Annotated in this window: 14 protein-coding genes; 3 read left to right on the top strand and 11 right to left on the bottom strand. The window is 67.2% G+C overall.

The features are described from left to right. Positions 1–2,344: ligase-associated DNA damage response DEXH box helicase (locus KHY18_RS25565; RefSeq protein WP_213306830.1), on the top strand; the 2,344-nt coding region annotated here is incomplete at its 5' end. Beyond that, positions 2,341–3,018, top strand: coding sequence for a ligase-associated DNA damage response endonuclease PdeM (gene pdeM / locus KHY18_RS25560; protein WP_213306827.1), 678 nt, complete (start codon positions 2,341–2,343; stop codon positions 3,016–3,018). The genes KHY18_RS25565 and pdeM, both read left to right, overlap by 4 nt. A gap of 36 nt (positions 3,019–3,054) precedes the next feature. Here pdeM and KHY18_RS25555 read toward each other — a convergent pair whose 3' ends face one another. The 11 genes from KHY18_RS25555 to KHY18_RS25505 form a co-directional block, all read right to left on the bottom strand. Continuing rightward, positions 3,055–4,152: a YeeE/YedE family protein gene (locus tag KHY18_RS25555; protein ID WP_213306834.1), complete on the bottom strand. Its 1,098-nt coding sequence runs from the start codon at positions 4,150–4,152 to the stop codon at positions 3,055–3,057. A gap of 55 nt (positions 4,153–4,207) precedes the next feature. Next, positions 4,208–5,935: a thiosulfohydrolase SoxB gene (gene soxB, locus KHY18_RS25550; protein WP_213306824.1), complete on the bottom strand. Its 1,728-nt coding sequence runs from the start codon at positions 5,933–5,935 to the stop codon at positions 4,208–4,210. A gap of 58 nt (positions 5,936–5,993) precedes the next feature. Beyond that, complete coding sequence (gene soxX, locus KHY18_RS25545; protein ID WP_213306822.1) at positions 5,994–6,659, bottom strand: sulfur oxidation c-type cytochrome SoxX; 666 nt, start codon at positions 6,657–6,659, stop codon at positions 5,994–5,996. An 11-nt stretch (positions 6,660–6,670) separates the two neighbouring features. Then, the gene (soxA, locus tag KHY18_RS25540) at positions 6,671–7,480 is read right to left on the bottom strand and encodes a sulfur oxidation c-type cytochrome SoxA (protein WP_213306819.1); all 810 of its coding nucleotides are present in this window, start codon (positions 7,478–7,480) and stop codon (positions 6,671–6,673) included. Between the two features lie 51 nt (positions 7,481–7,531). After that, positions 7,532–7,843, bottom strand: a complete 312-nt coding sequence (soxZ, locus tag KHY18_RS25535; RefSeq protein WP_213306816.1) for a thiosulfate oxidation carrier complex protein SoxZ — start codon at positions 7,841–7,843, stop codon at positions 7,532–7,534. Between the two features lie 23 nt (positions 7,844–7,866). Further along, positions 7,867–8,322 (bottom strand): thiosulfate oxidation carrier protein SoxY, encoded by a 456-nt coding sequence (gene soxY, locus KHY18_RS25530; protein WP_213306813.1) that lies wholly within the window; start codon positions 8,320–8,322, stop codon positions 7,867–7,869. Positions 8,323–8,371: 49 nt separating this feature from the next. Then, entirely contained in the window at positions 8,372–9,421 is a 1,050-nt protein-coding gene (locus KHY18_RS25525) for a c-type cytochrome (RefSeq protein ID WP_213306810.1), read from the bottom strand. Then, the gene (gene soxC, locus KHY18_RS25520) at positions 9,405–10,745 is read right to left on the bottom strand and encodes a sulfite dehydrogenase (RefSeq protein WP_213306807.1); all 1,341 of its coding nucleotides are present in this window, start codon (positions 10,743–10,745) and stop codon (positions 9,405–9,407) included. The genes KHY18_RS25525 and soxC overlap by 17 nt, the downstream gene beginning before the upstream one ends. A gap of 2 nt (positions 10,746–10,747) precedes the next feature. Further along, the gene (locus KHY18_RS25515) at positions 10,748–11,029 is read right to left on the bottom strand and encodes a c-type cytochrome (RefSeq protein WP_249729384.1); all 282 of its coding nucleotides are present in this window, start codon (positions 11,027–11,029) and stop codon (positions 10,748–10,750) included. Positions 11,030–11,474: 445 nt separating this feature from the next. Continuing rightward, the gene (locus KHY18_RS25510) at positions 11,475–11,996 is read right to left on the bottom strand and encodes a thioredoxin domain-containing protein (RefSeq protein ID WP_213306803.1); all 522 of its coding nucleotides are present in this window, start codon (positions 11,994–11,996) and stop codon (positions 11,475–11,477) included. Beyond that, positions 11,993–12,961: an MBL fold metallo-hydrolase gene (locus tag KHY18_RS25505; protein ID WP_502769411.1), complete on the bottom strand. Its 969-nt coding sequence runs from the start codon at positions 12,959–12,961 to the stop codon at positions 11,993–11,995. Before KHY18_RS25505 ends, KHY18_RS25510 begins: the two co-directional genes overlap by 4 nt. A gap of 177 nt (positions 12,962–13,138) precedes the next feature. On the opposite strand from KHY18_RS25505, the gene KHY18_RS25500 reads away from it, so the two are divergent. Then, the coding region (locus tag KHY18_RS25500) for a DsrE family protein (RefSeq protein ID WP_213306797.1) at positions 13,139–13,481 on the top strand (343 nt) is incomplete at its 3' end.

Raw genomic sequence — 13,481 nt, 5'->3', positions numbered from 1 at the left:
CCCGGGCTGGAGCGCGGCGCTGCGCAGCGGCGACACCACCTCGGCGCAGCGCGCGGCCCAGGACAGACGCCTGCCCACGGTGCTGGTCACCACGCCCGAAAGCCTCACGCTGCTGCTGTCGCGCGCCGATGCCTACGAACTGCTGCGCCATGTGCGCGTGGCCGTGGTCGATGAATGGCATGAGCTGATGGGCAACAAACGCGGCGTGCAGACCCAGCTCGCGCTCGCGCGGCTGCGCCGCTTTCAGCCCGCGCTCATGACCTGGGGGCTGTCGGCCACGCTGGCCAACCTCGATGAGTCGCTGCAGACGCTGCTGGGCAGCACGCCGACAGATAGCCCGCCGGCCATCGTGCAAGGCGAGACCGACAAGACGCTGGTCATAGACACGCTGCTGCCGGCCGCCGCCGAGCGCTTTGCCTGGGCCGGCCACATGGGCCTGCGCATGCTCCCCCAGGTGGTGCAGGCGATAGAAGAAAGCGGCAGTTGCCTGGTGTTCACCAATATGCGCTCGCAGGCCGAACGCTGGTACCGCGCGCTGCTCGAAGCGCGGCCCGACTGGGCCGGCGTGCTGGCGCTGCACCATGGCTCGCTGGACCGCGGCGTGCGCGAATGGGTGGAGCTGGGCTTGAAGGAAGGCCGCATCAAGGCCGCGGTCTGCACTTCGAGCCTGGACCTGGGCGTCGATTTCCTGCCCGTGGACCGCGTGCTGCAGATAGGCTCGGTCAAGGGCGTGGCGCGCCTGGTGCAGCGCGCGGGCCGCGCCGGCCATGCGCCGGGCCGGCCCTCGCGCATCACGCTGGTGCCCACGCACAGCCTGGAACTCGTGGAAGCCGCGGCCGCGCGCGAGGCCGTGCACGCGGGCCAGATCGAGGCCCGGCCCAGCCCGCGCGCGCCGCTCGACGTGCTGGTCCAGCACCTGGTGACGATTGCGCTGGGCGGGGGCTTCGTACCCGACGAACTGCTGGCCGAAGTGCGCAGCACCGTGGCCTATGCCGACATGACGCCCGCGAAATGGCAATGGTGCCTGGACTTCGTGCGCCAGGGCGGGCCGTCGCTGGCCGCCTATCCCGACTACCACCGCGTCGTGCCGGGCGAGAACGGACTGTGGCGCGTGCCCGATGCGCGGCTGGCGCGCCGCCACCGCGTGAATATCGGCACCATCGTCAGCGATGCCTCGATCAGCGTGCAATACCTGGGCGGCGCCAAGATAGGCACGGTGGAGGAAAGCTTCATCGCGCGGCTCAAGCCCGGCGACGCGTTCATGTTCGGCGGCCGGCTGCTGGAGCTGGTGCGCGTGGAGCAGATGACGGCGCTGGTGCGCCGCGCCACGGCCGGGCGCGCGGCGCTGCCGCGCTGGAACGGCGGGCGCATGCCGCTGTCGAGCACGCTGGCCGACGCCGTGCTGCGCCAGCTGCAGGCCGCCGATGAAGGCCGTTTCGACAGCCCCGAGATGCAATGCGTGCAGCCGCTGCTCGACATCCAGCGCCGCTGGTCGGGCCTGCCCACGCCCGAGACGCTGATCGCCGAAACGCTCAAGTCGCGCGAAGGCTGGCATCTGTTCCTCTATCCGTTCGCGGGCCGGCAAGTGCATCTGGGGCTGGCCAGTCTGCTGGCCTGGCGCGCGGCCCAGCCCGAGACCGGAACCTTTTCCATCGCGCTCAACGACTACGGCATCGAACTGCTCAGCGCCAAGGAAATCGACTGGGCGACGCGCCTGCCCGCGCTGCTCGCGCCGCGCGCCGACGAGGAGCTGCTGGCCGAAGTGCTGGGCAGTCTCAACGCGACCGAGCTCGCGCGCCGGCGCTTTCGCGAAATCGCGCGCATCGCCGGCCTGATCTTCCAGAGCCACCCGGGCGAGCGCCGCAGCAACCGCCAGCTGCAGGCTTCGGCCTCGCTGTTCTTCGAAGTGTTCCAGCGCTACGACCCGGCCAACCAGCTGCTGGCCCAGGCCGAGCAGGAGCTGCTGACGCAGGAACTCGACGTGCGCCAGCTCGCCGCGGCACTGCAGCGCATCGCAGGCCAGACGCTGCAGCTGCATGCGCTGCGCAAGCCCACGCCGCTGGCGTTTCCGCTGATGGTCGAGCGCTTTCGCGAAAAGCTGACCAACGAATCGCTGGCCGAGCGCATCGCGCGCATGGTGGCCGAGCTGGAACGCAGCGCGGGCGGCGAAGCCGTGGGCACGGCGCATGCGAGCGCCGATCAACTGCTGGCCCAGCGTGAAGCACCCGGCGCGGATATTGCCGCGACGCTGGCGCTCGAGACACGCGGCGAGACCGCGGCCGCACGCAAGCCGCGCACGCGCAAGGACGGGCGCGCGCGCCGTTCGCCCGGGGCGGCGCAATGACCGCGGGCGCGCTGTCGATCGTTCTGGCCGGAGAAACCGTGGCGCTGCTGCCCGAGCGCGCGCTGTGGTGGCCGCGCGAGCGCACGCTGTTTGTCGCCGATGTGCACCTGGGCAAGGCCGCGAGCTTTCGCGCGCTGGGCCAGCCCGTGCCTTCGGGCACCACGCGCGACAACCTCGACCGGCTCAGCCACCTGATCGACAGCCTGGGCGCGCAGCGCCTGGTCGTGCTCGGCGACTGGCTGCACGCGGCCGCGGCCCAGCAGGCGCAGGTGATAGACCCGGTGCGTGCCTGGCGCGAACGGCATGCGCCGCTGGCCTGCCTGCTGGTGCGCGGCAACCACGACAGCCATGCGGGCGATCCGCCGCCGGCGCTGCGCTTCGACATCGTCGACGAGCCGTTTCGCCTGGGCCCGTTCGCGGCCTGCCATCATCCGCAGACCGTGAGCGATGCCGTGGTGCTTGCCGGCCATCTGCACCCCGCGGTGCAGCTGCGCGGGCGCGCCTACGATCGCGCGCGCCTGCCGTGTTTTTGCGCCGCGCCGGGGCTCATGGTGCTGCCCGCGTTCGGCGCCTTCACGGGCAGCACGCGCGAACTGCCGGCGGCGACCGAACGCTGTTATGCGGTGGGCGGCGGGCAGGTGGTGGCGCTGCCGTGGGTGGGACGCGGGCGGTGATGGGTTTTTTTAGCGGCTAAAAAATCCAGGCTTGGACTATTCCCCCGACGCCAGATACCGCAGCATCGCCACCGCGCCCGCAACAATGGCCGCGATCGCGATCAGGCTGCCCAGGCTCAGCAGCGACAGCGCGCTGATGCCCTGGCCCACGGTGCAGCCCAGCGCGGTCACGCCGCCCACGCCCATCAGCAGCGCGCCCAGCAGATGGCGCGCGAGGTCTTGTGTATCGGCAAAGCCCTGCCACTGGAAATCGCGCCGCCACAGCGCGTGCACCAGGCTGCCGCTGACCATGCCGCAGACCGAGGCGATGCCCCAGGTCAGCAGCTTGTTGCTGTCGCTGAAGAACAGCAGCCAGTCGAGCGTATGCGCGACCGGCGTCACAAAGCTGAAGGCTTCGATGCGGCCGCTGTAGGTGGCTATGTACATATGCTCCAGCGTCTCGGGGTGTTCGGCGACTTCGCCCACATGGCCGCCCAGCCACCAGGCCGCGGTCACGCTCAGGCCCACGGTCAGGCCGCCGAGCAGCACGCCCGTGTTTCGCCCGGGCCTGAGCGCCAGCGCAATCAGCAGGCCGCCCAGCCCCAGGCCCAGCGCCAGTCGCGTGGCAAACACCGGCCAGCCGCCGGCCTGGGCCAGCAGTTCGGGCAGCAGGGCCAGGGTGTCGAACTGCAGCTGCGCGCTGTCGAGCCAGCGCACGCGCGCCACGGCCGTGATGCCCTTGAGCGTGGCGAACGCCGCCAGGCCCATGACCAGCAGCACGACCAGGGCCTTGAGGCTGCCGCCGCCCAGGCGCGTGAGGTTCTTGGCGCTGCAGCCCGAGGCCAGCACCATGCCCGCGCCGAACATCAGCCCGCCGACCAGCGCCGACAGCCACATCAAGCGGTTGCTCGCATACAGCGTATCGCCCACGGCCACGCCGCCCCACAGCAGCAGCGCCGTGGCGCCGCACATCGCCACGCCCACGGCCAGCGCCCACTGGCGCACGCGCGTCCAGTCCTGCAGATAGACCACGTCGCTGATCGCGCCCATGGTGCAAAAGCGCGTGGCGCGCATGGCAAAGCCCAGCACGGCCGCCAGCAAAAAAATGACCGCCAGCACGGCGGTCGACAGGGAAGAAAACTCGGCAGCACTCATGCGCGCATTGGACGGCGCATCGCGCTGCCAGCGTACTGGCATATACCCGCAGCCGTCATGCCAGACCCTGGTTGGGCAGCACGTTGACCAGACGCGGTGCGTTGGCCTTGCCGGGCTTGATCACTTTCTGGTCCTTGAGCCAGGGCTCGACGATTTCCCAGATCTGCTTGTTGCCGGCGTTGCGCGCCTCCTCGGCCACGGGCGCCCAGCCCGCGACCTTGTACATCTTGTCGGCTTCGAGCAGTTGGCCGTTCAGGCGCATGTCGCTGATGCGCTGGCCCGCGCCGGCCGTGGGGTCGCACTGGTATTGCAGGCCGCCCACGCGCACCATGTCGCCGCCTTGCTGGTAGTAGGGGTCGGGGTTGAACAGGTTGTCGCCCACGTCCTCGAGCACGGTCTTGATGGTCGCGCCTGTCATCTCGGTCACGGTGGCGTAGGAGTAGGTGGTGGCCGTCATGTCCATCAGCCATTCGCGCGTGATGTCCTGGCCCGCGAGCAGCGAGGTGCCCCAGCGAAAGCCCGGCGAGAACGCGATGGGCGCGTCCTGCACGGCCATCATCGCGTCGAGCAGCAGCTGGTCGCCCGTGCCGTTGAAGTTGCCGCGGCGGTACAGCGTGCCGTCGGTACGCGCCAGCACTTCGCCCAACTTGGCTTCGTAGGGCGCGCGGATCTTGCGTATCAGCGCGGCCATCTCGGCGTCGGCCGGCAGGATGTTGGCGAACACCGGCAGCAGCCGGTACTTGAAGGCCGCGACCTTTCCGTCCTTGACATCGAAGTCGAGCACGCCCAGGAACTTGCCGTTCGAGCCCGCGTTGGTGACTATGGTCTTGCCGCCCGCATTGCTGACGATGGTCGGCACGGGCATGCCGTCGTGCGTGTGGCCGCCGAGAATCGCGTCGATGCCGCGCACCCGGCCCGCCATCTTGATGTCCACGTCCATGCCGTTGTGCGACAACACGACCACCACCTTGGCACCCTTGGCGCGCGCCTCGTCGACCATCTTCTGCAGGTTGTCGTCCTGTATGCCGAAGCTCCAGTCGGCGACCAGATAGCGCGGGTTGGCGATCGGCGTATAGGGAAAGGCCTGGCCGATGATGGCCACGGCGACGCCGTTGATTTCGCGGATCACATAGGGCTTGAACACCGGGTCGCCGAAGTCGGCGGTCTTGACGTTCTGGGCGACGAAGTCGAGCTTGCTGCCGAAGTCCTTCTCGATGATTTCCTTGACGCGTTCCATGCCATAGGTGAACTCCCAGTGGCCGGTCATCACATCGACGCCCAGCAGCTTGCAGGCCTCGACCATGTCCTGGGCCTGGGTCCAGAGCGACGTGGCCGAGCCCTGCCAGGTGTCGCCGCCGTCGAGCAGCAGCGCTCCCGGACGCGCGGCGCGCATGCGCTTGACCAGCGTCGCCAGATGCGCAAAGCCGCCCACCTTGCCGTAGCGCTGGGCCGCGGCGTCGAAGTCGAGATAGCTGAACGCATGGGCGCTGGCCGTTCCCGGCGCAATGCCCATGGCCTTGAGCAGATGCTCGCCGACCAGGTGCGGCGGCTGGTTCTTCATCGCGCCCAGGCCCAGGTTGACGCTGGGCTCGCGAAAGTGAATCGGCTGGAGCTGGGCATGGCAGTCGGTCATGTGCAGCAGCGACACATTGCCGAAGGCCGGCATGTCGTACAGCGCCTTGTCGGCCAGCGCCGTGTCGGCGTGGGCGTAGCGCTGCAAGCCCATGCCCGAGACGCTGGCCGCGGCCAGCACTTGCAGGAATTCGCGTTTGGAGAGGCTCATGGTTCAGTCGGAAAGCCGCGGGCGCCCGCAAGCGCCCGCCGCATTGCAGGGGAGGGAATCAGCGATTGACCGGGGACTGGGGGTCCACGAGCAGGCCCACGAGATCGCGCACCTGCGCTTCGCCCAGGATGCCCGCATGGCCGAAACGCGGCATGCCCGAGCAGGCGTTGTAGGCCTTGGCGTTCCAGATCTTGCCCCAGGTGTATTCGACGATGGCGCGCGCCTCGGCGCTGTTCGGGTCGCTGATGCCGCGCAGCTTGCCGTAGTTGTAGAGGCTGGGGCCCAGCGTGCCGAACGAGATTTCCTCGCGGCTGATCTGGTGGCAGTTGTAGCAATTGCCGCCGTTGGCGCTGCCGGGCTTGTCGGTCCAGGTCATGCCGCGGCCGTTCTGGGCGATCTTCTCGCCTTCCTTCCAGTCGCCGACGAACTTGCCGTCGGCCGGCCATTGCACGGTCTTGAGATTCGCGGCTTCTATGCCCTGGGCCTTGGCATCGGTCAGCGCCACGCCCGATACATCGGCCGCGCTGCAGGCGGCGTTGGACTCGTCCTGCTGCAGCCGGTCGACCTTGGCAATGCCCTGGTCGCGGAACGAGTCCTTGACCATTTGCTGGGTCATCGCATCGAGCGACTGCGCGGTATCGATGGACGCGCAGCCGAGCACGACCAGCGAGGCCGTGACCGCGGCCACCGTATACAGCGTGGAGAGGGGTTTTTTGTTCGACATTGCGGGTCTCCTCAGCGCTTGATGGCGGGCGCGGTCGACATGCCGCCCTGGCCGTTGACGCCCATGAACACGCCCAGCGCCACGGTCACGTCGCTCGCATAGCCGGGGTAGGGGAAGCGCTGCTGGCGAAAGCAGTCGTTGAGGCGGCGCTGCATGCTCCACAGCTCGCCCGATGAGACGCGGTACGCAGGCCAGGAGCCGAAGCCTTCGGCCGCGCCCTTGGCCTTGGTGAGATTGGGCAGGTCCTGCAGGCGAATGCGCTTGTCGTCCGCGCCATGGCAGGACGCGCAGGCGAAGTCATGCGGGCCGCCGCGCAGATAGAACATGCGCTTGCCCACTTCGTACATCTGCTTTTCCTTGGCATGGCTTTGCGGCAAGGCCAGCTTCATGCCCCTGGACTGCGACGACACCCAGGCCACCAGGCCTTCCATGTTCTTCTGCTCGTCCTTGCCGAACGGCGTGGCCGCGATCTTCGCCGCGTCCAGGCCCTGCTGGTTCTGCATGCAGGTCAGCAGCCGCGACTCGAGGTCCTGCACCTTGTTGGTGTCGGCGAAATAGCGCGGCAATTCGACAAACGCGCCCTTGACCACGCCCGGGCCCTTGCCCAGATCGCAGCGTTCGAGCGAAGCGTTCTTGGGGCCGCGCTTTTGCTTCCACAGCTCCTCGCCTTTCATCTCGAACAGCTCCGCGGGATTGCCGTCCTGCAGCATCTCACGGTACTCGGCAATGCCGTCGGCCGTGCTTTTCTGTGCCAGCGCGGGTGCGCACAGCGCCAGCAGCAGGGCCGCCGCCAGCGGGGCGGCAGGGTTCGTTTGTCTCATGGGGCGTCCTCTCTTTTTGTTCTCAGGCAAGGAGGCGGCTTGGCGCCGCGGTCAGCTCACGGTGGCTTCGTCGGTGCGGGTCTCGCCGCGGTTGTCCTTCCAGCTCACCGACAGCTTGTCGCCGGCCTTCGCGCCCTTGACGACGAATTGCAGGAACGGGTTCTTGGACACCGCCGGGCCCCAGTCGGCCGTGAAGATGGGCTTGCCGTTGAGGCTGGCCGTGACTTCCTGGATGAACCAGGCGGGAATGACCTTGCCTTCCGCGTCCTTGCGCAGGCCTGTCTCCATTTCATGTGCCATCAGCACGCGTACCGTGGTCTTGTCTCCGGCGGCCTGGGCCCGGATGCGCATTGGATCTGCCATGTCTTTCTCCTTGTTCTAGGGGTTCAGCCGCCGCAGCCGCCCAGGGTCACCTTGACTTCCTTCTTCGCGAAGAAGGCCTTGCCGTCGTTGGTGATCGCCACCGCGTACACATCGGACGACTGGCCCAGCTTGGCGCGCGTGAGGAAGTTGGACTCGAGCGCTTCGTTGACGGTGAACGCGGCGATCATGGTGTTGGGGTTCTTCTCGACCAGGATCAGCAGCTGCTTGACGTTGGGCAGCGTGGTCGCCGCGCCAATCGGCACCACGGCGCCGTTCTCGGCGATATCGGGCGCCGTGAGCGTCACGTCCTTGCTTTCGGCCGGCGCCGATGCGCCCATGGCCTTGAGCACGTCGGCCATGGTCTTGGCTTCGAAAGCCGCCTTGTTGTAGGCGGCGTGCGCGGCCTGGGGCAGCACGCCCGCGGCCGCGAGCAGCCCCAGCACGGCGGCGCTGTTCTTGAGTGCGTCTCTGCGTTTCATCGTTGGTCTCCTGGTGATGGATGGGTGGCCCGCGCCTGGCGCCTGGCCGTCATGGCTTCTTGTTTCCCGCGAGCCAGTTCGCAATGATTCTGGCGTCGTCGTCGCTGAGCTGGGGCTGGGGCGGCATAGGGATAGACCCCCATACGCCCGTGCTGCCCGACTTGATCTTGCCGACCAGGTAGTCGGTCTGGCCGCCGAACTTGCCGGCGATGTCCTTGAACGCCGGGCCGACGATCTTCTGCTCCATGCCGTGGCAGGCGATGCAGGCGTTCTTCTCCAGCAGCGCTGTCGGCACCTGCGTGGCCGCGGGCGCGGGCTGGGCCTTGCGGCTCGCGCCGCCATCGGTCTCTATCCCGTGCTGCGCGCCCACGGGGCGGTTTTGCTGCGCCAGATTGCCGTGGTTGTTGCTCGCATGGTCGGGCAGGGCGGAGCGCACCTGCGGCGCGGGCGCGCAGTTGCTCATGCAGGCCTTGGCCTGTACATCGGGCTTGGCGCCGGCCTGGAACTCCTTGCCCGGCCACAGCGCATGGGCGCTGCTCATGCCGTTGCGGTTGGGCAGTCTGGCCTGCACCTGGGCCATGTTCTTGTCGCTGAGCGTGAAATCTTCGGGAACGATTTCGCCCAGGTTCAGCAGATAGGCCGTGACCGCATAGACCTCTTCGGTCGACAAGGTCTTGGGCGCATTCCAGGGCATGGCGCGGTTGATGTAGTCCCACAGCGTCGACAGCGTCGCGGTCTTCATCAGCGTGGTGCGGCCCGGAAAGCCCGGGTCCTTGAGCCGCGCCGCATGGCCGGTCTTGATGTCGTCGGCGGTGGTGCCGCCGACCAGCGGGCTGAAGACTTCATTGGCTTCGCCGAACACGCCGTGGCAGGACGCGCACTTGGCTTCCCACACTTGCATGCCCTGGCGCACGCTGCCCGAGCCTTCGGGCAGGCCCTTGAAGTCGGGGCGCACATCGATGTCCCAGGCCTTGACTTCCTTGGGCGTGGCGTCGCGGCCTATGCCGGGAAAACGGTTCGTGCCTTGGGCGGCGGCCGCCACGGCCAGCGCCGCGAGCACGCCGGCGACGGCCCAGCGGAAATTACGCGAGCTGGACATTGGCCACCTCCCCATTGGTGTGCACCGCCCACGACTGGATTGCATTGTTGTGATAGATGGAGCGGCTGCCGCGCACCGCGCGCAGCTGCTGGTAGCTGGGCTGCACATAGCCGGTCGAGTCCATGGCGCGGCTTTGAATGATGCATTCCTCGCCGTTCCAGACCCAGTCCATGTGGAAGCGCGTGAGGCACTTGTCCATCACCGGGCCTTCGAGCCGCGCGCTGCGCCAGTTGCGCCCGCCGTCGGTGCTCACGTCGACGCGCTGTATCTTTCCACGCCCCGACCAGGCCAGTCCCGTGATGTTGTAGAAGCCCTTGTCGAGCAGCATCTGCCCGCCCGAAGGCGTGGTCACCACGCTCTTGCATTCCTGGATGCTGCTGTACTGGCGGTGCTGGCCGTCGGGCATCAGGTCCACGTAATGAATGGCTTCGTCCTTGGCCGCATAAGGCATGTCGCCGACTTCGATGCGGCGCAGGTACTTGACCCAGCTCACGCCCTGCACGCCGGGCACCACCAGGCGCAGCGGATAGCCTTGTTCGGGCCGCAGCATTTCGCCGTTCTGGCCGTAGGCCACGAGCACTTCGCCCGAGGTGATCAGCTCCATGGGAATGGTGCGTGTCATCGACGAGCCGTCGGCGCCTTCGGCCAGAACGAACTTGCCTTTCTTCAGATCGGCGCCCGCCATCTCCAGCAGGCGTATCAGCGGCACGCCCGTGAATTCGCTGCACGACAGCATGCCGTGCGTGTATTGCACCGTGGGCACGGCCACATTGCCCCATTCCATGCCGGTGTTGGCGCCGCATTCGATGAAGTGAAAGCGCGAGACCGAAGGCAGGCGCATGATTTCATCCATGGTGAAGACCATGGCGTTCTTCACCAGGCCGTTGACCATGAGCCGGTGCTTGGACGGATCTATGTCCCACCAGCCCTGGTGGTGGCGCTCGAAATGCAGGCCGCTGGGCGTGACGATGCCGAACAGCGACTGCATGGGCGCGAACGACACCGAAGCCTGCTTGGTCTGCGTGAGCCCGGGGCTTTGGCGGCGCTGCACATTGGCTTCGTATTGCGAAGGCTTGCCGTAGCCGTCGGTGACCACGGCCTGGCCCAGGCCCTTGCTGTGCGCGGGCAGCTCGAGGATGTTCGGGTCGCCATCGCCTTTGGCTGTGGCGCGCGCCGAAGTGGCGACGGCCGCCGTGGTGGCCGCGGCCGCGGCGAACGCGCTGCGTATGAAGTCGCGCCGCCCGGCCTTGGCCTGCGCAAACACCGTGCCCACGTCGCGCGCCGGCACGAAATTCTCGGGCGCCTTGCGTATCCGGCCTGTCATTCTCACTGCGCCCCCGCCAGAATCCAGGCCGCGAGCGTGCCGGCATCGGCTTCGCTGAGCGCGGCCTGCGCCGGCATGGGAATCGGCCCCCACTTGCCCGCGCCGCCGGCCTTGATGCTCTTGGCGAGCTGCGCCTGGGCATCGGCCTGGCCTGCATACTTCTTGGCGATCTCCTTGAACGCCGGGCCCACGAGCTTCTTGTCGACCGTATGGCAAGCCATGCAGGCATTCTTCTGCGCCAGCGCCTGATTCGCCGCCGCCACGCCGGGCAGCGCCGCCACCATCGCCACACCCAGCCAGGATTTCCAATGCTTCACCGCGGTCTCCTTATATTTGTATATAAGCATGTTGTTATGTATTAGTTTCCAACAGGCGCGGCGATTTGTGATTTGGCGATTACCCTCGTTGTTCCAAATTGGAATAGCGATTTTGTGGCGCCGTCTGGTGTCTATAGTTGTAGCGCGTACGTTCACCCTTAGACGCGGCCGCTCCGGCAAGCTTTCAAGAAACAGCTTTTTTCAACTAAATCAATGACTTCGAAGGCGGTCGATTTGGGCAAACGGCGGCAAAACAGTGACCCGTTCGTGGTGAGCTTGTCGAACCATGAACGCCCCGTCCTCATGATTTGAGCGCAGGCCGTTCATCCTTCGACAGGCTCAGGACGAACGGACTTTTGACGCCCGCTGTTTCTTTTGAACACCTTGCGAGACCTCGGCTCGCCGGCCTCGCTCAGGACGAACGAGACGCGCCCTGCCCAGGCTCAGAACCCCGCACCGCCGCCCTGGCCCGCGCCACCCGCTCATCGAGATAAGCGCCATAGAAGTCGGGAATGGAACTGCCCGCGAGCCGCTCGCTGACTTCGCGCGCGCCGGCGCCGTAGAACAGCACCGTGGGCGCGACTTCGATGCTCAGGTGGCGCACCAGCGCGCCATGCGTGGTCTGCGCGCCGGACATGTCGCGCAGGGGTTCACGCGCGAGGAAATGGATTTGCGTGACGCACGCGCCCGCGCGCTGCAAAGGCAGCAGATGGTGCTCGCGCACCACGCGGCAAAAAGGGCAGCCGTGCAGCGTGGCCATCACCACCAGCGGCTCGCGGCGCGCGAGCGCCAGCGCGAGGTCGCGCTGCAAGTCATCGCTGCTGGGCAGCAGCCGCTCCGAGGCATCGGGCGCGGCCAGTGCCGAAGAGAATGGCAAGGCCGCTGCCGCCATGCGCAGCAGCCAGCGCCGGCGCGCGGTCTGCAGGTCGCTCATGGCTTTTCCTGCTCCATCAGCAAGAAGGTGTTGTAGGCATTCATGCGATTGGCTTCCTTGAACAGCGGGTAGCGCGCGAAACGCGACCAGTCGGTGGCCGCGTAGGCTTCGTCGAAGGGATCGAGATTGGCCGCAGCCTTGCCCATGGCTTCGCGCAGATAGACCAGGTAGTCGCGTGTGAGCTGCATGTCGGGCCTGGGGTGGGTGGAAGCCGGTCCATGGCCGGGCACCATGACCTTGACCGGCAACTGCAGCAGGCTGTCGAGCGCGGCGATCCAGTGGCGGCTGTCGGCCTGGCCCACATAGGGAATGCGGTTGCGAAACACCACGTCGCCGATGAACAGCACGCCGCTGTGCGGCAGGAACACCGCCATGTCTTCGGGCGCATGGGCCGGGCCCATGTGCTGCAGCACGAAGTCGGTGCCGCCTATGCGCAGTGTCTGCGTATCGGCGCTGATCCAATCGCTCGCCGCCACCATGCGCGTGCTCTCGTCTATCCAGGGTGCGAGGTCCTGGCGCGAAGCCTTGAGTCGCAGCTGCGCGGTTTCGGACTGGATGTATTCCCGCGCCCGCGCATTGGCGACGATCTTCGCGCCCAGCGCCTCGAACACCTGCAGGCCGTAGATATGGTCGGCGTGGTAGTGGGTGACCAGCACATGGCTGATGGGCTTGGGCGTGACGCTCCTGATCTTCTCGACCAGCTCCTGCGCGAGCGCGGGCGAGCCCAGCGCATCGATCACCACCACGCTGTCGTCGGTCACCACAAAGCCGGCGTTGGAGATGAAATTGCGATTGGCCGGCGAGCCCAGCGCCGACACGCCCTGCACGTAATACGCCTGGGGTGCGACCTGCTGCAGCTGCATGGGAACGGAGGCCGCGGCCGGGCGCGGGGCGGGCGCATCGTGCGCGAAGCCGGGCGCCGCGGCCAGCAGCGCGCACAGCGCCAGGCAGGCAGGCGCCCGCATGAACTTTGCCATATGTCTTGTCTCCACTGAGCGGGCTGCGCGCCTGTCTGCGCTGTCTGGCACCAGGCACTAGCACTTGCCCTATTTTTGTAGCGTCGTGTGGCGCTAATATAAGCCAGTAGCGATATTTGAAAAATGCCGTCTTTCCCTGACGACCCCACGCCCCCAGGAGACCCCATGAAAAAAGCCCTCATCGCCATTGCGTTCGCGCTCACCACCGCCGTCGCTGCCGCGCAGGACATCGTCAAGGTGGTCTACCACGTCAACACCGGCGTGGAGACCGCGGCCGTGATCCTCAACAACATCAGCAACGAACTCAACGCTTCGCCCACCGACAAGATCGTGGTCGTGACCCACGGCCCGGGCATAGACTTTCTGCTGAGCGACGCCAAGGACAGCAAGGGCCGCGAGTTCAGCGGCCAGGTCAGCGCGCTGGCCGCGCGCGGTGTCGATTTCCGCGTGTGCCACAACACCTTGCAGACGCGCAATATCGACGCCGGCACGCTGCTGATGGAAACCA

Source organism: Acidovorax sp. CCYZU-2555 (assembly GCF_018413525.1).
Taxonomy (GTDB): Bacteria; Pseudomonadota; Gammaproteobacteria; order Burkholderiales; family Burkholderiaceae_C; genus Comamonas.
This window is presented reverse-complemented; position numbering and strand designations above follow the sequence as displayed.